29 protein-coding genes and 1 pseudogene are annotated in these 24,110 nt (G+C 68.3%); 6 read left to right on the top strand and 24 right to left on the bottom strand.

What is annotated here, in order from left to right; translation table 11 throughout:
* Window positions 1-22: 22 nt before the first annotated feature.
* The 13 genes and pseudogenes from L1066_RS15190 to L1066_RS15135 form a co-directional block, all read right to left on the bottom strand.
* On the bottom strand, window positions 23-250 hold the full coding sequence (locus tag L1066_RS15190; protein ID WP_235737115.1) for a thiamine pyrophosphate-dependent enzyme: 228 nt from the start codon (window positions 248-250) through the stop codon (window positions 23-25).
* Entirely contained in the window at window positions 184-408 is a 225-nt protein-coding gene (locus L1066_RS15185; protein WP_235737120.1) for a hypothetical protein, read from the bottom strand. Before L1066_RS15185 ends, L1066_RS15190 begins: the two co-directional genes overlap by 67 nt.
* Entirely contained in the window at window positions 405-704 is a 300-nt protein-coding gene (locus L1066_RS15180; protein WP_235737119.1) for a hypothetical protein, read from the bottom strand. Before L1066_RS15180 ends, L1066_RS15185 begins: the two co-directional genes overlap by 4 nt.
* Window positions 668-910, bottom strand: a pseudogene (locus tag L1066_RS28730) (thiamine pyrophosphate-binding protein); the annotation flags it as partial. The pseudogene L1066_RS28730 and the gene L1066_RS15180, both read right to left, overlap by 37 nt.
* Window positions 903-1,871, bottom strand: coding sequence for an FAD binding domain-containing protein (locus L1066_RS15175; protein WP_235737110.1), 969 nt, complete (start codon window positions 1,869-1,871; stop codon window positions 903-905). The pseudogene L1066_RS28730 and the gene L1066_RS15175, both read right to left, overlap by 8 nt.
* A complete protein-coding gene (locus L1066_RS15170) occupies window positions 1,799-4,294 on the bottom strand; it encodes a xanthine dehydrogenase family protein molybdopterin-binding subunit (RefSeq protein WP_235737109.1) in 2,496 nt (831 codons plus the stop codon). The genes L1066_RS15175 and L1066_RS15170 overlap by 73 nt, the downstream gene beginning before the upstream one ends.
* Window positions 4,291-4,815, bottom strand: a complete 525-nt coding sequence (locus L1066_RS15165) for a (2Fe-2S)-binding protein (RefSeq protein ID WP_235737108.1) — start codon at window positions 4,813-4,815, stop codon at window positions 4,291-4,293. The genes L1066_RS15170 and L1066_RS15165 overlap by 4 nt, the downstream gene beginning before the upstream one ends.
* The gene (locus tag L1066_RS15160) at window positions 4,808-5,443 is read right to left on the bottom strand and encodes a cysteine hydrolase family protein (protein WP_235737107.1); all 636 of its coding nucleotides are present in this window, start codon (window positions 5,441-5,443) and stop codon (window positions 4,808-4,810) included. The genes L1066_RS15165 and L1066_RS15160 overlap by 8 nt, the downstream gene beginning before the upstream one ends.
* The gene (locus L1066_RS15155; protein WP_235737106.1) at window positions 5,433-6,824 is read right to left on the bottom strand and encodes a dihydroorotase; all 1,392 of its coding nucleotides are present in this window, start codon (window positions 6,822-6,824) and stop codon (window positions 5,433-5,435) included. Before L1066_RS15155 ends, L1066_RS15160 begins: the two co-directional genes overlap by 11 nt.
* Window positions 6,825-7,070: 246 nt before the next feature.
* Window positions 7,071-8,270: a zinc-binding metallopeptidase family protein gene (locus L1066_RS15150; RefSeq protein WP_235737105.1), complete on the bottom strand. Its 1,200-nt coding sequence runs from the start codon at window positions 8,268-8,270 to the stop codon at window positions 7,071-7,073.
* The gene (locus L1066_RS15145; protein WP_249224889.1) at window positions 8,234-9,451 is read right to left on the bottom strand and encodes a Dabb family protein; all 1,218 of its coding nucleotides are present in this window, start codon (window positions 9,449-9,451) and stop codon (window positions 8,234-8,236) included. Before L1066_RS15145 ends, L1066_RS15150 begins: the two co-directional genes overlap by 37 nt.
* Window positions 9,452-9,459: 8 nt before the next feature.
* Window positions 9,460-9,981 carry an aromatic-ring-hydroxylating dioxygenase subunit beta gene (locus tag L1066_RS15140; RefSeq protein WP_235737103.1) on the bottom strand — a complete coding sequence of 174 codons (522 nt, stop codon included), beginning with the start codon at window positions 9,979-9,981 and terminating at the stop codon, window positions 9,460-9,462.
* Window positions 9,978-11,297, bottom strand: coding sequence for an aromatic ring-hydroxylating oxygenase subunit alpha (locus tag L1066_RS15135; RefSeq protein ID WP_235737102.1), 1,320 nt, complete (start codon window positions 11,295-11,297; stop codon window positions 9,978-9,980). The genes L1066_RS15140 and L1066_RS15135 overlap by 4 nt, the downstream gene beginning before the upstream one ends.
* 241 nt (window positions 11,298-11,538) lie before the next feature.
* Between L1066_RS15135 and fdxA the strand changes: the two genes are divergently transcribed.
* The 6 genes from fdxA to L1066_RS15105 all read left to right on the top strand — a co-directional run bounded on the left by fdxA (window position 11,539) and on the right by L1066_RS15105 (window position 15,961).
* Window positions 11,539-11,838 (top strand): ferredoxin, encoded by a 300-nt coding sequence (gene fdxA / locus L1066_RS15130; RefSeq protein WP_235737101.1) that lies wholly within the window; start codon window positions 11,539-11,541, stop codon window positions 11,836-11,838.
* The gene (locus L1066_RS15125) at window positions 11,835-12,704 is read left to right on the top strand and encodes an NAD(P)/FAD-dependent oxidoreductase (RefSeq protein ID WP_235737100.1); all 870 of its coding nucleotides are present in this window, start codon (window positions 11,835-11,837) and stop codon (window positions 12,702-12,704) included. The genes fdxA and L1066_RS15125 overlap by 4 nt, the downstream gene beginning before the upstream one ends.
* 184 nt (window positions 12,705-12,888) lie before the next feature.
* Window positions 12,889-13,797, top strand: a complete 909-nt coding sequence (locus L1066_RS15120; RefSeq protein WP_235737099.1) for an IclR family transcriptional regulator — start codon at window positions 12,889-12,891, stop codon at window positions 13,795-13,797.
* A complete protein-coding gene (locus L1066_RS27830) occupies window positions 13,760-14,035 on the top strand; it encodes a helix-turn-helix domain-containing protein (protein WP_235737098.1) in 276 nt (91 codons plus the stop codon). Before L1066_RS15120 ends, L1066_RS27830 begins: the two co-directional genes overlap by 38 nt.
* Window positions 13,978-14,331: a TetR-like C-terminal domain-containing protein gene (locus L1066_RS15110; protein ID WP_235737097.1), complete on the top strand. Its 354-nt coding sequence runs from the start codon at window positions 13,978-13,980 to the stop codon at window positions 14,329-14,331. Before L1066_RS27830 ends, L1066_RS15110 begins: the two co-directional genes overlap by 58 nt.
* A gap of 25 nt (window positions 14,332-14,356) precedes the next feature.
* Complete coding sequence (locus L1066_RS15105) at window positions 14,357-15,961, top strand: MFS transporter (protein WP_235737096.1); 1,605 nt, start codon at window positions 14,357-14,359, stop codon at window positions 15,959-15,961.
* 125 nt (window positions 15,962-16,086) lie between these two features.
* On the opposite strand, the gene L1066_RS15100 is transcribed toward L1066_RS15105, so the two are convergent.
* From L1066_RS15100 to L1066_RS28725, 11 genes are all read right to left on the bottom strand, one after another.
* Window positions 16,087-16,782 carry a uroporphyrinogen decarboxylase/cobalamine-independent methonine synthase family protein gene (locus tag L1066_RS15100; RefSeq protein WP_446499911.1) on the bottom strand — a complete coding sequence of 232 codons (696 nt, stop codon included), beginning with the start codon at window positions 16,780-16,782 and terminating at the stop codon, window positions 16,087-16,089.
* 304 nt (window positions 16,783-17,086) lie between these two features.
* Window positions 17,087-18,211 carry a tRNA 2-thiouridine(34) synthase MnmA gene (gene mnmA, locus L1066_RS15095; RefSeq protein ID WP_235737094.1) on the bottom strand — a complete coding sequence of 375 codons (1,125 nt, stop codon included), beginning with the start codon at window positions 18,209-18,211 and terminating at the stop codon, window positions 17,087-17,089.
* Window positions 18,208-18,444, bottom strand: coding sequence for a hypothetical protein (locus L1066_RS27825; protein WP_312007889.1), 237 nt, complete (start codon window positions 18,442-18,444; stop codon window positions 18,208-18,210). The genes mnmA and L1066_RS27825 overlap by 4 nt, the downstream gene beginning before the upstream one ends.
* Window positions 18,444-19,397, bottom strand: a complete 954-nt coding sequence (locus tag L1066_RS15090; protein WP_312007887.1) for a cysteine desulfurase family protein — start codon at window positions 19,395-19,397, stop codon at window positions 18,444-18,446. Before L1066_RS15090 ends, L1066_RS27825 begins: the two co-directional genes overlap by 1 nt.
* 25 nt (window positions 19,398-19,422) lie before the next feature.
* The gene (gene proB, locus L1066_RS15085) at window positions 19,423-20,547 is read right to left on the bottom strand and encodes a glutamate 5-kinase (RefSeq protein ID WP_235737093.1); all 1,125 of its coding nucleotides are present in this window, start codon (window positions 20,545-20,547) and stop codon (window positions 19,423-19,425) included.
* Window positions 20,544-22,091 (bottom strand): GTPase ObgE, encoded by a 1,548-nt coding sequence (obgE, locus tag L1066_RS15080; protein WP_235737092.1) that lies wholly within the window; start codon window positions 22,089-22,091, stop codon window positions 20,544-20,546. The genes proB and obgE overlap by 4 nt, the downstream gene beginning before the upstream one ends.
* Window positions 22,092-22,190: 99 nt before the next feature.
* Window positions 22,191-22,445 (bottom strand): 50S ribosomal protein L27, encoded by a 255-nt coding sequence (gene rpmA / locus L1066_RS15075; RefSeq protein WP_235737091.1) that lies wholly within the window; start codon window positions 22,443-22,445, stop codon window positions 22,191-22,193.
* Between the two features lie 43 nt (window positions 22,446-22,488).
* Window positions 22,489-22,797 carry a 50S ribosomal protein L21 gene (rplU, locus tag L1066_RS15070; protein WP_235737114.1) on the bottom strand — a complete coding sequence of 103 codons (309 nt, stop codon included), beginning with the start codon at window positions 22,795-22,797 and terminating at the stop codon, window positions 22,489-22,491.
* Window positions 22,798-22,977: 180 nt separating this feature from the next.
* A complete protein-coding gene (locus L1066_RS15065; RefSeq protein ID WP_235737090.1) occupies window positions 22,978-23,214 on the bottom strand; it encodes a homoserine O-acetyltransferase family protein in 237 nt (78 codons plus the stop codon).
* Complete coding sequence (locus tag L1066_RS15060) at window positions 23,190-23,726, bottom strand: alpha/beta fold hydrolase (RefSeq protein WP_376707685.1); 537 nt, start codon at window positions 23,724-23,726, stop codon at window positions 23,190-23,192. Before L1066_RS15060 ends, L1066_RS15065 begins: the two co-directional genes overlap by 25 nt.
* Complete coding sequence (locus L1066_RS28725) at window positions 23,693-24,103, bottom strand: homoserine O-acetyltransferase family protein (protein ID WP_376707684.1); 411 nt, start codon at window positions 24,101-24,103, stop codon at window positions 23,693-23,695. The genes L1066_RS15060 and L1066_RS28725 overlap by 34 nt, the downstream gene beginning before the upstream one ends.
* Window positions 24,104-24,110: the final 7 nt, after the last annotated feature.

Below are 24,110 nucleotides of genomic sequence, written 5' to 3'. Positions count from 1 at the left end.
GTGACTTCAGGAACAAACCAAGCTACGTCGCGCCAGGCGTTTGCCGGCGGCGATCGCGGCTAGTTCGGCCCGCGCTGGCCAGCGGCTGTCCGCCGCCGGTCTCGTAGCGGCCGTTGTTGAAGACCACCACCCGCAGGTTGGCCGGTGCCGCGTCGGCGATCGCCAACAGCGAGCCGAGGTTCATCACCAGGTCACCGTCGCCCTCCAGCAGCACGAACTCCAGGTCCGGTCGGGCGAGCGCGGCTCCCAGGGCGAGTCCGGGGCCGCGCCCATCGGATCCGATCCGTAGAAGGTGGGATTGGCACCACCGAAGTCGCGCCAGGCGCGGCCAGCGGTGCCGAGACTGGTGATCACCACGTGGTCGGGCGCCGCGGTAGCAATCGCCTCGGCCAGGATCCGGCGCTTCATGCCGCCACACCCAGCAGTGCATCGCGCGAGCACAACAACAGCACCGGGCGGCGTTGCAGCCATGCCTGCTCGCTGGCCCGCTCGAAGAGCCAGTCGTCCTCGGGGCCCGTGATGTGGTGCACGGTGAGCCCGATCGCCTCGGCGACGTCCTGGCTGACCTGCCCCTTGTACATCTGGTAGTAGAAGCCGTCGTTGGCCTCACCCGCGCGGCGGCCACGATCACCAGCGGCAACTGGTGGTGCAGCGCGAAGGCGGCGAGCACGTTGGCGCTCAGCAGCATCCCGGCGTTCTGGCACAGCACCGCGGCACGCTTGCCCATCAGGGCAGCGCCCCCGGCGACAGCCATCGCGTCGTCCTCGCGGGTGACCCGCACGTGGGTGATCGCCTCATCGGCGATGACCTGGTTGATCAGCGGGGTCAGCCAGCTGTCGGGCAGGTACGCCGCCACCTCGACTCCCCCGGCCCGGAGGCGCTCGGTGATGGCTTGGGCTCGTTCACTCATCCCTGGCCTCCAGTGCCTGGCTCGTGACGCGCGCGGCCATGCCGACAGCTGCGTCCAGCTTCCAACGGTTTCCGGGCAACGGGTGTGCCTCCCATTCAAGTTCGTGGTCGAGAAGAGTGGTGACCTCGGCCGTGCCGGGGCGCCGCCCCAACACGCCGGCATTGAGCTTCGCGGGACTCCAAGGTCGAGCCGCCAGGCCACCGAACGTGTAGCGGGCACTCGCCCAGCGACCCTCCGCATCCGGTCGCACGCACAGCGCCACCGAGACCAGGGCGAAGTCGCCCTCGGTCTGCTGCAACTTGTCGAAGACGCCCACCACTTCGCCAACCTCGGCGGGCAGCAGCACCGCCTCGATCACCTCGCCGGCCCGCAGGCCGAGCTCTCCGGGGCCGACGTAGAGGTCGGTCACGGTGACCTCTCGACTGCCGGTGGCCGACACCAACCGGATCCGGGCGTCCAACGCGTCGAAGACGGTGGCCAGGTCGGACGGCGTCACGGCCTGGCAGCGATGCGCGCCGATCGCCGCGTGGTGCAGCCGGTGGTCGCCCTCGATGGCGTAGCAGGGGCACGTCACGCCGCCGCGCTTGTAGCAGTCGAAGTCGTTTCGGAAGAACCAGCAACGTTTCTCCTGCCCCAGGTTGCCGGCCACGGTGGCGACCTGGCGGATCTGGGCCGAGGCGATCGTGGTCACGACCGAGGTGAGGATCGGCACCCGGGTCCGAGCCCAGTCGGCCAACTCGGCCAGGGTGACCGCCGCCCCGATCTCGATCCGCCCGCGGTCGACGGTGCGGATCCGCCGCATCGATGCCACCGCAGAGGTTCCGATCACCACCAGCGGCGCCGCGAGTCCCTGGTCGCGTTGGGCCATCAGGTCGGTGCCGCCCCCGATCACCGCGACGTCACCACGCTTGTGCGCGGACGCGGCCGCGACGACCTTCTCGACCGTGTCCGGGAGCAGCACCTCGGTGATCTCTCGCGGCGCGACCCGTCGGGCGAAGCGGGTGCCGAACCGGTGGAGGATCCGGTGCAGTCCGAACGGGTACAGGCGCCGGAACGACTCGATCTGCCAGCGTGATGGGCGTCGGGCGAGGTGGTGCTTGCGCGGCCGCTCCCCGCCTTCTCCCGCAATGCGTTCAGCACCACGTCGGGGCTCAGCGGCAAGGACCGGAACCGGATCCCGGTCGCGTCGTAGACCGCGTTGAGCAGTGCCGGCGCTGCCGGGATCAGGGCGATCTCGCCGACGCTCTTCGCGTTGAACGGACCAGCCGGCTCAGGGCCTTCGATGAGTGACACCTCCACGTGGGGAACCGTGGTGGCGCGAGGCATCGGGTAGTGCAGGTACGACGGGTTGACCACCTGGCCGCCCTCGAGGTGCAGGTTCTCGCCGAGAGCGGCGCCCAGCCCCTGCAGTGCCCCGCCGATGATCTGGCCTTCGACCATGGCCGGGTTGATCGCTCGGCCGATGTCGTGCACGGCGGCGTACCTGACCACCCGGATCACGCCGGTGGCGGGATCGACCTCGACCTCGAGGGCGTGCGCACCGTAGGCGTAGGTGGCTGAGATGTTGGGCCGTTCGATGCCGGTCCAGTAGGGCTGCATCTTGGGCTCGACGTACTCGGTGTCGATCCGCAGCGCACCGTCCTGTGCCTCTTCGGCCGCGGCGACGAGCTCCCCGATCTTGACCTCGCCGGTCGGTGCGGTGACGGCACCATCGGTGAGGCTCACGTCCTCGGTTCCGAGCCGGTCGGCGCCCAGTTCCAGCAGCCGAGCGGCCATCGCCTCAGCGGTCTGTCGCGCCGCCTGTCCACCCATGTGGGTACCACGTGAGGACCACGCACCCATGTCCGGCGGCGTCTCGTCCCAGTCGGTCATGATCACGCTGATCCGCTCGAAGTCGACGCCCAGGACCTCAGCCACGATCTGGCCCAGGATGGTGCGCTGCCCGGTGCCGGCATCCGCCCCGCCGAACCGCACCACCACGTCACCGTTGTCCTTGACCTCGACCCCGCAGGCGCTGGTGTTGCCACCCGGATAGGCGTACGAACCCGAGGCGTGCATGCCGGAGGAGACCCCGACGCCACGGAGGATGCCGTCGGTGTCCGGTGGCCGCACGCTGCTGCGGCGGGTGTCCCAGTCGATCTTCTCTCGCACCGCTGCCAAGCACTCGCGCAGCCGGTTGGAGCCGATCTGGGAGCCGGAGAGCTGGGTGGTGTCGGGCAGGCCGGAGTTCTGGATCCGGAAGTCGATCGGGTCGATGCCACACTGCTCGGCCAGCTCGTCCATCAGCGTTTCCAGACCGATCGCCGTCTGGGGTTGGCCGTAGCCGCGGAACTGGCCTCCGGGGGTGAGGTTGGTGTCGACCAACCGGGCATCCCAGCGCACCGCATCGGGGCGATACATGGAGCCCAGTTGCTTGATCCCGGCCCGCATCACCGAGGGGCCGTAGTGGTTGTAGGCACCGTTGTCCACGTCGATCCTTGCGTCAAGGAAGCACATCCGACCCTGCGCGTCGGCGTGCGCACTCAGCGTGGTGGTGAACGCGTGCCGCGGCTTGGTGAACGCGAACTCCTCGGCGCGGGTGAGCTCCAGGAGCACCGGGCGGCCGCACTTCATCGACAGCCGGGCGGCCAGGGCCTCGTGCTCGCTGATCTTCGACTTGGAGCCGAATCCGCCCCCGACCGACACGTCGCGGCAGACCACCTGGTCCACCTCCAGGCCGAACAAGTGGGCCAGCTCGTGCACCACGAAGTGCGGTGCCTGCGAGGAGGTCCACATCTCCAGACGGTCGTCGTGCCACCACGCGACGGTGGTGTTCTGCTCCATGCAGACGTGGGTGGCCTTGGGGTAGGCGAAGGTTCCGCTGACCCGGTGACGGCTGTTGGCGTGAGCCAGCTCCACGTCACCCCACGCGTCCGCCGTGTACACCGCAACGTTGCCGCCGTGCTCGCGCTCGTGCAGTCGTGGAGCACCGGCACGGAGCGCGTCGGGGACGGTGAGCACCGGCTTGAGTCGGCGATACCTCACCTTGATCGCGGCAATACCGGCCTCGGCGGCCTGGACGGTGTCCGCGGCCACCGCCGCAACCTCGTGGCCGACGTAGAGGACCCGGTCCACCGCCATCGGAGGTCGATCGGAGTAGGGGGCACCGGAGTGCTCGTAGAGACGGCCGGGCTCGAAGTCGGCCGCGGTGATCACCGCCCGCACCCCGGGCACCGCCAGCGCGCCCGAGACGTCGATCGAGCGGATCCTGGCATGCGGCAGCGGTGAGCGCAGCACCTTGGCCACCAACGTGTCGGCCGGTGGCTGGTCTGCGGCATAGCGCGCCGTACCGGTGGTCTTCTCGACCCAGTCCAGGGGTCGCACGGACCGTCCGACCGCGTTCATCTCGCCGCCTTCTCGCGGCGTTCGCACGCGGCCGCAGTGTCGACCGGCCCATCGAGCGCACAGCGCTGGGCGGCCACGTCACAGACGGCGTCGATGATCTGCCGGTAGCCGGTGCACCGACAGATGTTTCCGGCCATCGCAGCGGTTATCTCCGCGCGGGTGCGCCCAGGATTCTCCCGTAGCACCGCTTCGGCGCGCACCACCTGGCCGGGCGTGCAGAAGCCACACTGGAAGCCGAGGTGATCGGCAAAGGCCTCACGCAGGTCGGCCGCGCCCTCGCCCAGGCCAGCTGCAGTCGTGACGTGTTCGGTGACCAGGGCCGCCAGCATGGTGCAGCTCATCACCGAGGCGTCGCCCACGAGCACGGTGCAGGCGCCGCACTCGCCACGGCGACACGCCCCTTTGGGGGCATCGTGGCCGGAGCCCCGGAGCACCTCGAGCAAGGTGGCTCCGGGACGCGGGATCGCGACGACGTCTCCGTCGACCGTCACCTGACCGTTGGGCGTGGTGTGGCTAGCCATCGAGGGCTGCGGTCAACCCGTTCAGATCGGTCACGACTCCGTGGAACCGCTCGATGCTCGCCAGGGTCGCGGCATGGGCGGCGTCGTCGGAGTCGGCCACGCACTCGGCCGGCACCACGACATCGAAGTCCCGGGCATAGGCGTCCCGGATGGTGGAGTCCACGCAGAAGCTGGTGGTGGTACCGGTGACGACCAGCACCTGCACGTCCTTCATCCGCAACTCGACCTCAAGGGTGGTCTGGAAGAACGCACTGGAGCGGTGCTTCACCACGACTTCGTCGCGGTCCTCCTTGATGGCCTTCATCTCATCGAGGAGCTCGGCGTCCCAGGTGCCGCGGCGGCACAGTTCCAGCTTCACCCCGCGACGCTCGAGGTGCGAGGGGATCACCCGGCGGCTGCGCAGGATGTCGTCGTCGTAGTGCACCTGCTGGGTGAACCACACCGGAACGTCCAGGCCGTGAGCCAGGTCGATGGTCCTCAGCACGTTGGGGATGATCGCCTGCGGATTGGCCACCGCGTCGGCGCCGAACGCCTGGCCCCGCGACCCCTCGGGGTGGCAGAAGCCGTTCTGCATGTCGACGACCAGGACCCCCACACGCGTCGGGTCCAGCTTCACATCAAGCGGCATGCCAGTTCCTCTCCTTGTTCTCGGGCTCGGTCTTGGTGAGCACCTGGCCACTGCCAGGTGCGGCGAGCACTTCGCCGTCGCGATAGATCACGTCGCCCCGGCGCATGGTCAGCGTGGGCCAGCCACGCAGCGGGACGCCTTCGAAGGCGCTGACGAACTCACTCTGGGTGACGTCGGGTCCGACGACCTTCTCGGTCTCCATGTCCACGATCACCAGGTCGGCGTCAGCGCCCACCTGGATGGACCCCTTGGTGGGATGCAGGCCGAAGAGACGCGCCGGGTTGTAGGCCATCGTCTCGGCGACCTTCTCGATCTCGATCCGTCCCTTGAGCACGCCCTCGGTGAGCACCACCGGCAGCATGGTGGCCAGACCGGCGAAGCCGGGCGCCTCCTCCCAGATGCCCTTCCCCGACTTGGGGATCGGCACGTGGTCGGATCCGATCGTGGAGATCCAGCCCTCACGCAGGCCACGCCACAGCTCCGCTTGGTGCTCGGCGTTGCGCAGCGCCGGGGCGACCTTCCCGACCCCGGAGCCCGCCAGCCGCTCGTCGTCGGAGGTGAGAGCCAGATAGTGCGGGCAGGTCTCCAGCACCACGACCCGACCCTTGCGGCGCGACTCGGCGGCGGCGTCGACCGCCATCCCGACCGTGGTGTGCGGAACGTACAGCGGGCAGTCCTGAAGGTCTGCCAGCCAGATCGCACGGAGCAGGTCCTGCTCCTCCACGAAGTCCGGGCGAGACGCCGAGTAGGCGGCCAGGTCATCACCGCCGGCCGCCTTCACCTTGTGCGTCAGGTGGCAGACGAGCGAGTCGTCCTCGCAGTGCACCATCGTCCAGGCGTAGGGGCCGAGGTCGCGGATCTTCTCCATCGCGGCGTAGAGCACCGCGTCGTTCACCGACACCAGGCCGATCGGATTGCCCGGCTCGTAACCACCCATGTAGAACTTGAAGCTGGTGACGCCGAACTCGGACGCGTAGCGAGGGATCTCCTCCACCTGCTCCATCGACGAGATGATGAAGTGGAACTGGGTGTCGACCAGCATCCGGGTCCGCGCCAGTTCCAGCTCCCCGGGGAACGTCTCGAAGAACGTCGAGGGCGAACGACGGTACTGCAGCACGGTGGTCACGCCACCGACTGCCGCACACGCGGTTTCTGACGCGAAGATCTCGCCCAGCGGCCGGCCGCCACCCAGGTGGACGTGCGGGTCGACGATGCCAGGAAGCACATAGCTTCCAGCGGCGTCGATCCGCTGCTCGGCCTCCGGAAGCACGCTCTCGTCGGCGATCGCCACGATCCGACCGTCCTTGATCGCGATCGCCGCATCGGTGACGCCACTGGGGCTGACGATCCGTCCGCCGGCGACGATGGTGTCCACGCGCATCTTGCCTCCGCATGCTGGTGCGCACTGGGATCCGAGCGGGTGGCTGTCGGCGCACACCCGGCGCACAGTGCGTCAGGGTTGTCATCACCTCGCCGTTCGAGGGTGATGCCGACCACACGATGCTAGGTCGCACGCGTGATCTTGGTCAATAGAACGTAACGGCATCTTGCAATGCAAGATGATTGAGAGCGTTTCGAAGTCGTCGGCCAAGCCGGTGCTCGACTCGCGGCGCTCACCACCAGGGGCTCAGTGCGCGCGCGTGTCGCTCAGCAGCATCTCGTACAGTCGCTGGTAGCGGGCGAGAACGGCCAGATCCACCAGGTCCAGTCGCGGATCGACAGCGCTGCGCTCACTCTGCGGGCCGACCCGCACTGTGTCGATGCCGTGCTCACGCAGGACCACGCCGTCGGTCGAGCCGGTCCAGCCGGCGACCTCCAGCGACGGGAAGTCGAAGACCTGACCCCAAGCGTGTTCGGCCGCCTTCACGATCGGCGCCTGCTCCCCGGTGGCCTGCGCATCGTGCAGCCACTCCACCTCCACGTGCGCGGAGCAACCCTCCAAGGGACCACCCGCCAACAATGCATGGAGGGTGGCGGTCAGCTCGGTGGCCAAGCGGGAGCCACGCTCGCCGGGCACCGTGATCACATACAGATCGAGCAGCAGCTCGGCCGGCAACAGGTCCGGCTTCTCCGTCCACCCGGCGCGGATCGCACCGACTCCCGCTTGGGCCCCGACCCTGCCGAACGGCGCCCGACTGATCAGGTAACGCTGCCGCCAGGTCTCGATAGCGTCCAGCACCAGGCCCGCGTGGCGCACGACCCCACCTGACGGCACCGCGGTGTCGGGCAGCATGGAGACCCCCGGGCGGCCGGTGACGCGGACCCGAAGGAACGCGGCACCGGGCTCCTCGAGGATCAGTGCCGGCGGTCCGCCCTTGGCGACGATCGCCGAGGAGATCGGCGGTGCCGACGCAAGGAAGGCACGCACTCCTTCGCCGTGCCCACCACGCCGGTGCGTGCCGCTGCCGGCGATCAGCAACGTCCCACGGCCGGCATGGGCGAAAGCGGCCACCGCCGCGGCAACCGGCGCCCGAGCGACCCCCAGGCAGAACCCCTCGGCGATCCCCTCACCGATCCGCAGCGGAGCTGGCGGGTCAGTACGACCCGTCACCTCTGCCGCGGATCGCCCGTCCCCGTCCAGCGAGGTGTCCAGATGCGAATAGAGCAGGGGGCCGGGACCACACGTTGCCACGACATTGGCGCCTTCGGCGCCGTAGGGCTGAACCGTCCACGTGATCGCCGGCCAGCGCTGGTTGCACCAAGCAGCCAGCGCCGCTGCCGCGCGGGCCTCACGGCCACGAGGTGCCGGCGTCTGGTCGAGCACGCCCAGGAGCTCGACCAGATCCTCGCTCAGAAGCGACCCCAGTCGTCCGAGGCCGGGCGCCACACGTCGATGTTGCGCGGGTCGGCAGGCATCTTGCGGGCCCGGTGCGTCTCATGCTCCTCGGGCGTGAACACCCGGTGGCTGTCGCACAGCTCGAATCGTGGCCCGAACTTGGTGTCGTGCAAATAGAACGCGATCGAGGTCGACGCGGAGTGGTTCACGATGTCGGATGCGATCGGTGCTCCCTTGTAGAGCGCCTTGGCCCGCATCCGCATCACATGGTCGAGGCTCTTCATCGCGAAACACAGGTGCGCGACGTAGTGCTCGTCGTTCTTCTGGATCGCCAAGCTGTGGTGGTAGCGGTCCTCACAACGCAGGAACGTGGCCGATCCGACGATGTGGTCCGAGGCGATGAACCCGAGCACATCCATGTAGAACGTCAGCATCTCCTCGTAGCGGGGAGTCGCCAGGAACGGGTGGACCAGGTCCACCGGGCGGATCTCGACGTGCGGCGCCTCGGCGTACTCCTGGAACTCGGTGAACAGTTCCACCACCAGACCGTCGGGGTCCATGAGCGCGAACCCGTTGTCACACAGACCCTGTTGCCGTTCCTGCAGGGGCAGGATCTCGTGGCCGGCATCGATCGCGCGCTGGCGGATCTGTTCGAGGATCTCCTCGTTCTCGACGCTGTAGCCGACCGCGACCGTCCAGCCGTCCTCACGCTCCGGCGCGCTGATCAGCTCGATCGCGTGGTGCTCGATGTCTGCGCGGAGGTACGCGTACTCCTCGGTGTGCTCCTCCAACTGGAGACCGACGTGGTACTGCAGGAAGTCGATGGTCGCCTGCATGTCAGGCACCTCGATACGGGCGTATTCCATCCCGTAGGGACCGCGGGGGCGTTGATTGGTCACAGTGACCTCTTTCGTGGCGGAGCTGTCGGATGCTTGCGGGTCGTACGGATAGGAGACGATGACGTGGTGGTCGATGACGGGCCGCCATCTCTCCCGGACGAACTGTTCGTGCGACTCGCTGTGCAGGTAGGCAAGCAGCTCCTCGTCGGTGGCGAAGTCCATGGACATGCCATGCGAGTAGGTGGCGTCACGGGTGCTGAGGTTCTCCCCCATCGACCAGTTCAGCATCCCCGGATATCGCCCCGGGAACGTCTCGAGCTCGGACAGCACGGCGGAACGTTGCTCCACGGAGACAGTCTCCGCGAACCGGAAAAGGACGGTGTGGCGAATCATCGCGGCTCCTAGAGGATGAAGCTCAGGCGCGCGCCGAGCGGGAGGGTTTCGTGCCCCAACAGGCTGCGACGCACCTGGAACCTGAGTCCCGCGTCGGTCGGAGCCAGCAGGTGCTCGTACTTGCCGACGTACTGGTCGAACTGACCGTCGCGAGCGCGGTGCACGACGAATGACGCACGTACCTTGACCTCTCCGCCATCGGACGGCGAGATTCGCACGTTGGAGATCATCCGGTGCGTGCGCGAGTGCGGGTTCTCCGCATGCGCCTTGCGCGACTTGAGTCGCTTCACCCGGGCCTTGATCAACTCGTAGTCGTCGACCACGAACGATCCACCCTCGTCCAGTGACCAACCCGTGTAGTCGGTCGTCGGGATCTCGTAGCGGGCACCCTCGACGAACAATGCCAACCAGTCGTCGTAGCGCCACTCGTCAAGGATGTCGGCCTCTTCGTAGAGGAAATCCTCGACCTGGGCGCGGCTGACCGTGTGCCCCCCGACCCGCACCGCGCCGTACTCGTCCACGACCGTCATCGCACGTCCCTTCCCTCGAGGAATTCTGCCGGCCGCTCGCCGGTGATCTTCACGTAGTCGTCACCACCGACGACGGCAGCCCATTCGCGCCAGAAGCCGCGCATCGCGCCTTCGTCGATCGACCGTCCCTGCACGCCCTTGACCTCGTCACCCATCCCCCGGGACATGTCACTGAAGTCCAGCTCCGCGCGCCGCTCGTGCGCCGTCGCATCGATACCCCGCTGCACGGCCTCGTAGGCCTCGATGTCGTCAGGGGTGGCCAGGCCGCCGGGTCCGACGAAGCTCACCACGGTCTTCATGCGCAGCGCCCGCGCCGCCGGATCCTCCTCGCGGGGAACCAGTTGCCAGGCCCGCACCTTCGTGTGGTCGGCGGCGACCGGCTCCAACTGGCGGATCGACAGTCCCTCGATGTCGAAGAGCAGCAGGTTCGGGAACACGAACAGGATGTGGCTCTCGTCGGCCACGTAGTGCGCACGTTTCTCCCCGAGCCGCTCCACCATCTCGGCACGGTGCTCCTCGGTGCGAATCCGCTCGTCCTCGCCGAAGCGCGGCTCCCAGACCATGCTGATCCGGCCGCCGTGGCCGGTCAGCACCAGCAGCGAGTGGCCATTGCCCAGGTTGTAGGCGTACTGGCCCTCGTCGGTCACCGCGAAGCCGGTCTCGCGCAGGTAGCCCACGAACGTGTTGTGGGTGGGGGCGAAGTGGTAGCCGTCCATGGCGTTCTCCACGCCCAGCTTCCAGTTGCCCCGCACGCTGTACTGCTGGACGCCCGGCAACGTGGTCACACCGCACGCGTGCTGCTGCTCGATCATCGTCATGTAGTCGGCCGCGTCGCCCAGGTGCTCCAGCAGCGGCGGTACGTCCGGGTTGAAGGAGACGAAGACGTAGCCCTCGTGGATCTCCAACCGCGGCACCGAGCGCAGCATCATGCTCTGGCTGAGGGACTCGAAGTCCTCGTAGGCCTCCACGTCCGGAATGGCGGCAACCGTGCCGTCGTTGTTGAACGTCCACGCATGGTAGAAGCACTGGAAACGACGGCTCGAGCCCTCGTTCTCCCGGCACAGGATGGTGCCGCGGTGCGGGCAGGAGTTGAGCCACGCCCGTACCTGTCCCTCGCTGTCACGACAGAAGATCAGCGGACGACCGCCGAGGCTGCGCGACTTGAAGTCATTGGGGTTGGGCACCTCGGTCTCGTGTCCGAGATAGAGCCAGGTCTGTTGCCAGATGGCATCCAGCTCCCGCTCGAAGATCTCCGGCGACCGGTATGCCTCCCGGTTCACACGAAACGTGAGCTGGTCCCAGTCCTCGACGAGCATGGGTTCGCTCGTCGAGTCAGTTGCCGCACGTGGCATGGCGCATTGCTCCTTCAGCCGTTGCACTGAATCGTTGTCTATGACGAGATGGCATCTCGTATTGCAACATACCATCACGCAAGCGCCCGGCAGTGTCAAGCGTCACATCCCACCCTGCCGCAGTGTTGACGCGACGGCCATGGGTGTCCCAAGATTCAGTATTGCGATCAGAGATACTGTCTCGCATTGTGTGAAGGAGTGGGCCTTGGCATACGTGATCACCGCGTCCTGCATTGACGTGATGGACAAGTCCTGCATCGAGGAGTGCCCCGTCGACTGCATCTACGAGGGCAACCGGATGCTCTACATCCAGCCCGACGAGTGCGTCGAGTGTGGGCGCTGCGAACCGGTCTGCCCCGAGGTCTCGATCTATCACCACGAGGACCTGCCGGAGGAGTCGTTGCCGTTCGAGAAGATCAACTCCGAGTTCTTCGCCGATCTCGGCTCGCCTGGCGGCGCCCGCAAGGTGGGACGCATCGGAACCGATCACCCGGACGTCGGATGACCCGCCACGACGTCGACCTCCTGGTCTTGGGTGCCGGTCCGTCAGGTCTCTACGCCACCTACTACGCAGGCTTCCGCGACCTCCGGGTCGCCCTGCTGGACGCCATGCCCCAGGTCGGCGGCCAGATCGCTGCACTCTATCCGGAGAAGGCGATCTATGACATCGCCGGGTTCCCGTCGATCCGTGGGCAGGAGCTGGTGGACCAGCTACACCAGCAGGCGCTCGCCGCGGACCCGGTGCTGCTGCTGGGCCGTACGGCCGTCGACCTCACCACCGATGACGACGGCGTCCTCGTCACCACCGACAACGGCGAACAGATCCGCGCGGGCGCCGTACTCATCACCGCCGGCATCGGCAGCTTCACGCCACGCGAGCTCCCCACCGGTTCGGAGTTCCTGGGGCGAGGGCTCCGCTACTTCGTGCCTCGCCTCAACGAGCTGACCGACCTGGACGTCCTCGTCGTCGGCGGTGGCGACTCGGCGGTCGACTGGGCACTGGCGCTGGAACCGATCGCCCGCAGCGTGACCCTCGCCCACCGGAGGCCGAACTTCCGGGCCCACGAACGCAGCGTGTCGGAGCTGCACGGCTCGAGCGTGACCGTGCTGACGCCGTACGAGGTCGAATCCGTCTCCGGTGACCCGACCGTGGAGGAGGTCACCCTCGTCGACAAGTCGGGGAGCCGCGAGGTCCTGAAGGTCCAGGCAGTGGTGGCGGCACTGGGCTTCATCGCCGACCTCGGACCCATCGAGAGCTGGGGCCTGGAACTGCACCGCCGCCGGATCGTGGTCGACCGGACCATGCGCACCAATCTCCCCGGGTCTTCGCCGCGGGGGACCTCGCCCACTACGAGGGCCGGGTCTCACTGATCTCCATTGGCTTCGGCGAAGCGGCTCTCGCCGTCAACCACGTGGCCTCGATGCTTCGTCCCGGAGCATCACTCAATCCGGGTCACTCGTCCGACCAGTGAGCCGTTCGGGGGTGATCGGCCAGCACGGTTGCCTTCGCATGGAATACTCCGAACTCCGTCTCACCTCCGGAATTCGAAGGCGTATGAGTCCACAGAAGAACGAAGCCGCGGAGCAAGTGCCCGCGACACCGACCATCCAAACGGTCCAACGCGCTGCCGTGGTTCTCGGCTCGTTCACCGTCTCGCGGCCCTACCTGTCCCTCAACGAGATCACCGCGTCGTTGGGGACCAGCAAGGCGACCGCGCACCGGTACACGAAGGCCCTGCGGGCCGCCAACCTGCTGCGGTACGACGAGCGGACCTCGCTGTACTCACTCGGTCCACAAGTGCTGACCCTGGCTGCGGCCGCACGAGCCGGCCTGCCGATCGTCGCCGCCGCCGAGCCCTACATGGAGTCGCTGCTGCGGCAGGTGGACGAAACGGTGGTGCTCGGAATCTGGGACGGCGAGACCGCCACCGTCGTGCGCTCCTTGGACAACACCGACCACACCATCCGGATCAGCGTCCGGGCCGGAGCGCGCCTGGACCCGCTCAACTCGGCGCAGGGCCGCGTGTTCTGCACGCACCTGCCGCCGGACCAGGTGCCCGGCCTCGCGCGCGCACTCAAGCGAACCCCCGACCTCGCCTCGGAGATGGAGGCAATCCGCAAGAACGGACTCTCCCTCAACTCACCCGACATCAACGGCGTTCGCACCATCGCGGCACCGATCTTCGAAGGTCGATCGATCGTGGCGACGATGGCGATCGTCGGCACCACGGTGTCGGTGTCAGCAGAACTGACGAGCCCGATGGCCCAAGCGCTGCTCGAGACCGCCCGGGGACTCTCGGAGTGGCTGGGCAACGCGGACGCATCTCCCACACCCGACCCCCCAAGCGTGCCCCTCGCTCCTGACCACGCACCGCTTGCAATGGAACGGAACCGTTTCGTATCATCCCGGTGTGTCTGCACCGTCCGTGAGCTCTTCCCCGTCCCGACCGCGAATCGAGGGTGACCGCCAGCGCGAGATCCTCGCCGCAGCGCTCGACGTACTCGTCGAGGTCGGCTACGACCGGCTCACCATGGATGCGGTCGCCCGGGCCGCCCGGGCAAGCAAGGCCACGCTCTACCGACGCTGGACCAACAAGCCCACGCTGGTGATCGATGCGCTTCTCGCCGTCAAGGACGTTCCCCGGTGCCCGACACCGGATCGTTGCGCGAGGACCTCCGCGAGTTCGCCGCTCACGCGCTGATCGACCCGGAGCTGATCACGATCATGGCCGCGGTACTGACCGCAGTGCACCGCGACGCCGATTTTGCCGGCCAGTTCCGAGAGCGCTTCCTCGGGCCGAAGATCCGGGCAATGCACGGCATCTACGAACGTGCTCGGGCACGAGGCGAGCTCCGCGACGACATCGACATCGAGTTGCTCGGCCCCGCTCTGCCCGGCATCGTCCTGCACCGAGCCTTCGTGCTCGGCGATCCCCCCACCCGCGAGCAGATGCTGACGCTGATCGATCAGGTCATCCTCCGCGCTGCCTGCCCCTGAAGACTCCACGAACAGCGAGACCTAGATGACCAGCAACACCCCCGCAGCGGCCACTGACGAGGTCGAGACGAACCACGCCTGGGCGCTGGTGCTCATCTGCGTGGCCCAACTGATGGTGGTGCTCGACGGCACCATCGCCAACATCGCACTGCCCTACATCGGTGCCGACCTCGACATCGGCCAAGCGAACCTGCAATGGATCGTGACCGGCTACGCCCTTGCCTTCGGTGGCCTGCTGCTCCTCGGCGGCCGGCTCGGAGACCTGTACGGCCGGCGACTCATCTTCATGATCGGCGTGACCGTCTTCGCCGTCGCCTCACTGCTGGGCGGCCTGGCCACCAACGAGGGCCTGCTCCTGGCCTCGCGCGGCCTCCAGGGTGTCGGTGCGTCGCTCGCCGCCCCTGCCGCTCTCGCGTTGATCACCACGACGTTCCCGGCCGGTCCGGCCCGCAGTCGTGCCTTCGCCGTCTACGCCGCGATGTCCGGCATCGGCGCGGCCGTCGGCCTGCTCCTCGGTGGCTGGTTGACCGGTTCCGGCTTCGACGCGTTCGGCGTCCATGTCGACGGCTGGCGGCTCACCTTCTTGATCAACGTCCCGATCGGCCTGGCCGCCGCAGCGGCTGCTCCCCGGGTCCTCAGGGAGTCGGAGCGCCACACCGGGTGGCTCGACGTTCCCGGCGCCATCACCGGCACCGGCGGCCTGCTGGCCATTGTCTTCGGCCTCTCCCGGGCTGGGGAGCCCGCTCACGGCTGGGGAGACACCTGGACGATCTCCAGCCTCGTCGCCGGTGCGCTGCTGCTGCTCGTGTTCGTACTCGTCGAGCGCAACCAGGAGCACCCGCTGCTGCCCTTCCGCGTCTTGGCCAACCGCACCCGGGCCGCGAGCTTCGCCGCGATGTTCCTGATGCCCGCCGCGATGTTCGCGATGTTCTTCTTCCTGAGCCTGTTCGTCCAGAACGTGATGGGCTACAGCCCACTGAAGGCCGGTTTCGCCTTCCTGCCCTTCTGCTTCGGCATGGTCGCAGCTGCCGCCCTCTCCTCGAAGTTGGTGAGCAAGGTCGACACTCGCGTGATTGCCGGCACCGGCACCCTGATCGCGGCGTTCTCCCTGTTCATGTTCTCCCGCATCGAGGTCGACGACCGGGCCAGCACCATTGCCCGGTTGGCGATGGAGGGCGGCCATGTCGGCGACGGCGTCAACTACTGGACGGCGATCTTCCCCTGGGTGATCACCATGGCGCTCGGCATGGGCTGCACCTTCATCCCACTCACCCTGTCCGCCGTGCACCACATCCGTCCCGAGGAGTCCGGCATCGGCTCCGGGGTGCTCAACACCATGCAGCAGGTCGGCGGCGCACTCGGCCTGGCCACCCTCAGCACGGTCGCGACGCACGTCGCCGGCAACTGGTCACTCGGGAGCGGTGGAGCCTCGGCTTCACCCGAGACCAGCCCCGAGGTGATGAGGCGGATCGGCGAGCTGGCCGGTCAGGCAGCCTTCACCGACGGCGCCACCACCGCGTTCACCGTCGCGGCCGGGATGGCGGTGCTCGCGTCGTTGATCATCTGGACCCAGCTGCGGGTCAAGCACACCGAGCTCGCCACCGACAGCCCTGCGCCTGTCGCACACTGATCGCGCAAGGGGCGCGTCGGATCAGTTCGATCCGACGCGCCCCTTTTGCGCGACGTCTACGCGGATCTGGGCGACCTCGACGCGGATCTGGGCGACCTCGACGCGGATCTGGGCGACCTCGGCTGTCAGAGGGTGGCAGCGGCCTCGCGGCAGGCAACGAGACGCTGGCGCGCGTCGGGTACGTCGGCGCTGCCGGCGAGCCCGCAGGCGGGGGTGAGCGCCAAGCGGGAGGTCGGCTCGATACCGAGGATGTCGAAGGTCCGGGCCACCGACTCGGCGACCTGCTTCGTCGTGGCCGCTCCGGTCGTGGGGGCCGCCCCCAGGAGCACCCGGTCCCCTGCCTCGACTGCCTCGGCGAACTCGTCGAGACCAGCGGCTGTGAGCGTGCCGAGATCGACCGCCACGCCCGCGGCGCCGGCACCACGGAGCAGGGAGATCGGGGCGTCGTCGGCGCAACAGTGCACGACGGGCTCGGCGCCGGCGTCGCGAATGGCCGAGAGCACCCAGCCAAGGGTGTCGGAGAGCTCCGGACGATCGACGCTGCGGTGACGACCGAACCCGGAGGCCGTGGGCACCTTGCCGTCCAACACTGCGTTGATGGCCGGCTCGTCGACCTGAACGATCAGCTCGGTGAGACCGCCGAGGCGGCGGCGTACATCCTCGATGTGGGTGATCACGCCCTCGGCCAGCGACTGGGCCAGGTCACGTCGGGCACCGTGGTCGGCAAGCACCTTGTCACCGCGGGGCAGCTCGACGGTGGCAGCGAGCGTCCACGGACCGATCACCTGCACCTTGAAGGGACCGACGTAACCGTCCGTCATCTCCTCGATCACGTCGAGGTCGCGCGCCAGCAGGGAGCGGGCGCGACGATGGTCGACGCCGGGTGCATCGGTGAGCCGCCACCCGGCCGGTTGCAGGTCGGCGGCCAGTCCGGCGAGGAGCGCGACACCACGCCCGGTCATCCCGGCGCCGGCACCACGGCCGGGCACCTCAGGAAGGTGTGGCAGATCGGGCAACTCGCCCAACACCACCCGGACCGCCTCTGCATAGTCGCGGGCGTTGTCGTCCTCGGAGGCAAGCACGTCTCCCCGGGCATCGAACCGATGCCGGTCGCGACGACGCCGCTCACTGCGACGGCTCCGCCGTCAGCGCCTCGCTGCGCGCCGTCGAGGAGATCGTCGCGGAACCGACCACACGGGTCCCGTCATAGATCACTGCCGCCTGCCCCGGCGCGATGCCCTCTGCTGCATCGAGCAGCTCGATCTCGACCGTGTCGGGCTCCGCGCCCAGCGTGACCACGGCGCGGTGCTCGGCACCGTGGGCACGCAACTGCACGGTGCCCTCGAGCCGCTCGGGCACGGTGCCGCACCAACGCGCCTTGATCCCCGAGATCCGATCGATCCGCAACTTCTCCCGCGAGCCGACCCTGACGGTTCCGCTCACCGGCTCGATGTCGAGCACGAAGCGCGGCTTGCCGTCGGCCGCGGGACGTCCGATGGCAAGTCCCTTGCGCTGACCGATCGTGTAGGCCGTGGTGCCCTGGTGCTGGCCGAGCACCTCCCCGGTGGCGTCGTCGACGATGTCGCCACCCTCGTTGGGCAGTCGCTCGCCGAGCTTCTCACGCAGCCAGCCGGCGTTGTCACCGTCGGCGATGAAGCAGATGTCGTGGGAGTCGGGCTTGTTGGCCACCATCAGACCACGGCGTTCGGCCTCGGCGCGCACCGCAGTCTTGTGGGAGTCACCCAAGGGAAACAGCGAGTGCGCCAACTGGTCCTGGGTGAGCACCCCGAGCACGTAGGACTGGTCCTTGCCCGGGTCCTCGGCACGGTGCAACTCGATCAGACCGTCGGTGCCGGTGTGCAACTGGGCGTAGTGCCCCGTGGCGACGGCGTCGAAGCCCAGTGCCAGGGCCCGGTCGAGCACCGCTGCGAACTTGATCTTCTCGTTGCAGCGCAGGCACGGGTTGGGGGTGCGACCTGCTGCGTACTCGTCCATGAAGTCCTCGACCACGTCATCGTGGAAGCGGTCACTCATGTCCCAGACGTAGAAGGGGATACCGATGACGTCAGCCGCACGACGGGCGTCGTTGCTGTCCTCGATCGTGCAGCAACCCCGCGCCCCGCTGCGATAGGACTTCGGGTTGCGTGAGAGCGCCAGGTGGATGCCGGTCACATCATGACCCGCCTCCGCGGCCCGGGCGGCGGCGACGGCGGAGTCGACCCCGCCGGACATGGCGGCGAGCACCTTCATCGCAGGCCTCGAGGCTGACTGGCGGCACGCGCCCGCTCGACGGCGGGCCCGATGGCGGCCACCAGCCGGTCGACGTCGGCAGCCGTTGTCGTGTGACCGAGGGTGAAGCGCAACGAGCTGCGCGCCTCCGCCTCGGAGCAGCCCATGGCGAGCAGCACGTGGGAGGCCTGGGGTACCCCGGCATTGCAGGCGGATCCCGTGGAGCACTCGATCCCCTGGGCGTCGAGCAACATCAACAGCGAATCCCCTTCACAACCGGGAAGCGCAGGTGTGCGTGGCCGGGGAGCAACGAGGCACCCTCACCGCTCAGCTGTACGTCGGGCACCTCGGCGAGCACTCGACGTACGAGGTCGTCGCGCAGCTCGGCGAGGTGGCTGGCCCGGTGCTCACGCTCCTTGACCGAGATCTCGACCGCGGCTGCGAATCCGGCGATGGCAGGTGCATCGATGGTGCCCGAGCGTACGTCGCGCTCCTGGCCACCGCCGTGCACGAGCGGGGTGAGTTGGAGTTCGCGACGCGCCAGCAGGGCGCCCACGCCGAAGGGACCGCCCACCTTGTGTCCGGTCATCGTGAGCGCGTCGACGCCAGACGCGGCGAAGTCGACAGCGGTGGCACCGACCGCCTGCACGGCATCGGTGTGCACCGGGATCCCGTGCCGACGCGCGAGGGCAACCACCGCTTCGACGGGCTGCAGCGTGCCCACCTCGTTGTTGGCCCACATGACCGAGAGCAGGCTCACCGACGCGGGGTCGACCTCGATCCGGTCCTCCAGCGCGACGAGGTCCAACCGGCCAGCGTCGTCGACCGGGAGCAGCTCAACACTGGCACCGCGCTCGGAGAGCCAGTGCAGGGGGTCAAGCACGGCGTGGTGCTCGATGGAGGTGGACAGGATCCGGGTGCGGTCCGCATCGGCCGTCGTCCGGGCCCAGTGCACACCCTTGACCGCCAGATTGTCGGCCTCGGTGCCACCGGAGGTGAAGACCACCTCTCCGGGTCGGCATCCCATGGCGTGGGCGATCCGCTCCCGGGACTCCTCGACGACGCGCCGTGCGTCGCGCCCCGACGCGTGCAGCGACGAGGGGTTGCCGACGCGGCCGAGGTGCGCCGTCATCGCCTCGACGGCCTCGGGCAGCATCGGCGTGGTGGCGGCGTGGTCGAGATAGACCCGCGGAGAAGCTTCAGTCATTGCACACCTAGGGTACGACCCCGCCTCAGAGCACGACCAGGCCGTCGCGATGCACGAGCTCACGCTCGTACTCCTCGCCGAACTCCTCGCGCAGCTGGTGCGACGACTTGCCCGCCAGCTGCGGGATCTCCTCGGCGTCGAAATTGACCAGGCCGCGCGCGACTGCCACCCCGTCGGGCCCGACCAGATCGACGGGATCACCGTGGGAGAAGCTGCCCACGGCGCCGGTGACGCCGGCCGCCAGCAGGGAGGCACGACGTTCCACGACGGCACGGACCGCGCCCGCGTCGAGGAGCAGCTGCCCCTTGGGCTCGGTCGCGTGGCGCAGCCACAGCAGCCGGGTGGGACGCTTGCGCCCCGTCGGGTGGAAGAGCGTGCCCACCTGCTCCCCGGCCAGCGCTGCCGGAGCGTTGGCGGCAGAGGTCAACACCACGGGGATCCCGGCGCCGGTGGCGATCTGGGCGGCCTCCACCTTGGTCTGCATGCCGCCGGTGCCGACCCCGGCCACTCCCGCCGAACCGATGCTGACGCCCGCCAGGTCGGCCTCGCCCCTGACCGCGCGCAGGAGCGTGGCACCCGGCTTGGCCGGGTTGCCGTCATAGAGCCCGTCGACGTCGGAGAGCAGCACCAGCAGGTCGGCATGCACCAGGTGCGCGACAAGTGCGGCCAGCCGGTCGTTGTCACCGAAGCGGATCTCGGAGGTGGCCACGGTGTCGTTCTCGTTGACGATCGGCATCACGCCGTAGTCGAGGAGCTTCGCGAAGGTCTGGTAGGCATTGCGGTAGTTGGAGCGCCGGGTCACGTCGTCGACGGTGAGCAGCACCTGCCCTCCGGTCAGCCCGTGGCGTCCGAGCTCCTCGTTGTAGCGGTGCACGAGCACCCCCTGTCCCACGGACGCGGCAGCCTGCTGACCGGCCAGGCTGCGCGGGCGCCGTTTGAGGCCCAGCGGTGCCAGGCCCGCGGCGATGGCTCCGGAGGAGACCAGCACCACCTCGGCGCCGCGCCTGCGCACCCCGGCGAGCACGTCGACGAGTGAGGCCACCCGCTCCGGGTCGAGGCCGCCTTCGGCCGTCGTCAGCGACGACGAACCGACCTTGACCACGACCCGACGGGCCTCGAGCACCTCGGCTCGACGTACGCCGCCGCTCACTTCTCCGCGTCCGGGTCGAATTCCTGCCAGTCCGGGTCGTCGGCGCTGCCGATCTCGTAGGAGTGCGGCCCCGACTCGTCGCCAGCGTCCTCCGCGACACGACGGGCGACGTCTGCCCGGACCTCGTTCTCGGCGCGGTCCTCCATCGCCTCGTCGATGCGGCGGCGACGTTCGGCGGCCGGACGGTCCTCGCCGAAGCGGTGGTCCTCACCACGACGCCCGAGCATCTCCACACCTGCGTCGATGCCGGGCTTGAAGTCGAAGACCACCGAGTCCTCCTCGCGGCCGATGAGGACGGCGTCGCCCTCCTGCGCCCCGCTCTCGAGGAGCTTCTTCTCCACGCCGAGTCGGTTGAGACGGTCGGCGAGGAAGCCCACGGCCTCGTCGTTGCTGAAGTCGGTCTGACGCACCCAGCGCTCCGGCTTGACGCCGCGCACCCGCCAACCCGATTCGGTCTGGGTGACGACGAACTCGCCACCGCCGTCGACTGCAGCCGGACGCAACACGATGCGAGTCGCCTCGACGACCGGCTTCTCGGCACGGGCCTCAGCGACGATGCGAGCCATGGCGAAGGTGAGCTCCTTGAGGCCCTGCCCCGATGCGGCACTCACCTCGAAGACCTCCAGGCCACGCTCACGCAGTTCGTCGACGACGAACGAGGCGATGTCGCTTCCGTCGGGCACGTCGACCTTGTTGAGGGCGACCAACCGCGGGCGGTCCTCGAGCCCGCCGTAGCGCTGGAGCTCGCCCTCGATGACGTCGAGGTCATCGATCGGGTTGCGTCCCGGCTCGATGCTGGCGGTGTCGACCACGTGCACCAAAGCCGCGCAACGCTCGATGTGACGGAGGAAGTCGTGGCCCAGACCACGGCCCTCTGCGGCGCCCTCGATCAGACCGGGCACGTCCGCGACGGTGAAGATGGTGTCACCGGCTCGGACCACGCCGAGGTTGGGCACCAACGTGGTGAACGGATAGTCGGCGATCTTGGGGCGAGCCCGGGAGATGGCCGCGATGAGCGACGACTTGCCAGCGCTCGGGAAGCCCACGAGACCGATGTCGGCCACGACCTTCAGCTCCAGCACCACGTCGAGCTCGTCACCGGGCTCGCCGAGGAGGGCGAAGCCGGGCGCCTTGCGCTTCGCTGATGCCAGTGCGGCGTTGCCGAGACCACCACGGCCGCCCTGGGCGATCACCATCTCGGTGCCGGACCCGACGAGGTCGGCCAGCACGTTGCCTGCCTCGTCGCTGACGACGGTGCCGTCGGGCACCGGCAGCACCAGGTCGGCGCCGTGACCACCATTGCGGTGCGCACCGGCTCCGTGACCACCGTGCTCCGCACGGCGCTTGGCGTTGTGGTGGTAGTCGATGAGCGTGGTGACGTCGGGGTCGACACGCAGGATCACCGATCCGCCGGGACCGCCGTTGCCGCCGTCAGGACCGCCGAGCGGCTTGAACTTCTCGCGGTGCACGGATGCCACGCCGTTGCCACCGCGACCGGCAGCGATGTGCAACCGGACCTGGTCGACGAAAGTGGGGACGGCCATGGGGATCTCCTGGGGTAAATGCCGAAAGCGCCCCCAAGTCTAGGGACGCCTTCAGGGAGTGGCCTTGATCGGCCACGAAGTCATGCGGTGAGCGTCAGTTCACTCACCCGGGACGATGTTCACCACGCGGCGACCACGGCGGGTGCCGAACTCGACCGCACCGGCGGCGAGGGCGAACAGGGTGTCGTCGCCACCACGGCCGACGTTCGAGCCCGGGTGGAAGTGGGTGCCGCGCTGGCGGACGATGATCTCGCCGGCGTTGACGGTCTGACCGCCGAAACGCTTGACGCCGAGACGCTGGGAGTTCGAGTCGCGACCGTTGCGGGTCGAGGCTGCGCCCTTCTTGTGTGCCATCTGTTCAGTCCTTAGGAGTCAGTGGAAGATCGGTGTCAGCCAGTCACGCGCTGATCGCGGTGACCTTGACCTGGGTGTACTTCTGACGGTGACCCTGGCGCTTCTTGTAGCCGGTCTTGTTCTTGTACTTCTGGATGATGATCTTGGGGCCCTTGGTGCCACCGAGAACCTCGGCGGTCACGGAGGCCTTGCCAAGGGTCGAGGAGTCGGAGGTGACCGACTCACCGTCAACCAGGAGGACCACCGGAAGCTCGACGGACTCGCCGACCGAGGTCTCCACCTTGTCGATCTCGATGACGTCGCCCACGGCAACCTTCTGCTGGGTGGCGCCTGCGCGCACGATCGCGTACACCGCGGTCTCCTTCGTCGTGTCCATCTGACGTCTCAAATCCTCCGGGGCTCGCCGACCACTAGGTCAGTCGGTCGGGGCCGACGCGGAGCGGGCGTGCTGCTGCACACCGAAGAGCCATATTACGGGTCCACTCCCCCACGTGCAAAACGACGGTGCGACCGGTGGCGTGATGTGCGTCAATCACGGTACGTCGGCGCGCGGCCGATCCAGGAACTCGCGGATCGCGTCGTGATAGCCGGGCGGCTCCAACAGGAAGGAGTCATGCCCGTGGGGCGAGGCGAGCTCGTCGAACTCCACCGGGAGACCGCACGCACGCAGCACCCTCACCATGCGCTCGGACTGGCTGGTGTCGAAACGCCAGTCGGAGTCGAAGGAGAGCACCCGGAAGGCGGTCACCGCCTCCCGCAGCCGTGCCAAGGCCGCCTCGTCGGCGAACGGGTCGAAGTAGTCGAGAAGTCTGGAGAGGTAGAGGTAGGAGAGCGCATCGAAGCGCCGGAGGAACGAGTCGCCCTGGTGATGCAGATAGCTCTCCACCTCGAAGTCGACTCCGAACCGGTTCTTCCCACTCCCTCGACCCTCCGCCTGCCGAACTTGCGGGCCAGCGACTCGTCGGAGACATAGGTGATGTGGGCCATCATGCGAGCCACCTTGAGGCCGTGGGCCGGCACCACCCCGTGGTCGACATAGCGACCGTCGTGGAAGTCGGGGTCGCCCATGATGGCTTCGCGCGCGACGGCCGAGAAGCCGATGTTCTCGGCGCTCAGCTGCGACGACGCCGCGACGAGCACTGCCCGTTCGATCTCGTCGGGGGCGTCGACGACCCACTGCAGCACCTGCATGCCCCCGAGGGAACCACCCACCGCGGCGTGGAGCCGTTCGATGCCCAGGTGCCTCATCAAGCGCCGGTGGACGGCCACGAGATCTGCCATCTCGACCATCGGGAAGTCGAGGCCGTAGGCCGTCCCGGTCGCCGGGTCGACCGACTGCGGCCCCGTGGTGCCCGAGCAGCCCCCAACAGGTTGGCGCTGATCACGAAGTAGCGGTCGGTGTCGATCGCCTTGCCACGACCGATGAGGTTGTCCCACCACCCGCGCTTCTTGTCGCCCAGGTGCAGGCCCGCGGCATGGGCATCGCCGGTGAGCGCGTGGCAGACGAAGATCGCGTTGTCGCGCTCGGGCGAGAGCTCGCCGTACGTCTCGTAGGCGACCTCCACCGGAGCAAGGGTGGCGCCGCCACGCAGACGCAGCGGGTCGTCCTCGGTGAAGAGGACGGCCCGCTGTGTCTCGACGTAGCCGATGTGGCTCACTCGGTCA

Source organism: Nocardioides alcanivorans, assembly GCF_021555175.1.
GTDB lineage: Bacteria > Actinomycetota > Actinomycetes > Propionibacteriales > Nocardioidaceae > Nocardioides > Nocardioides alcanivorans.
The sequence above is the reverse complement of the archived record's forward strand: the minus strand, read 5'-3'. Positions and strand labels throughout refer to the sequence as shown.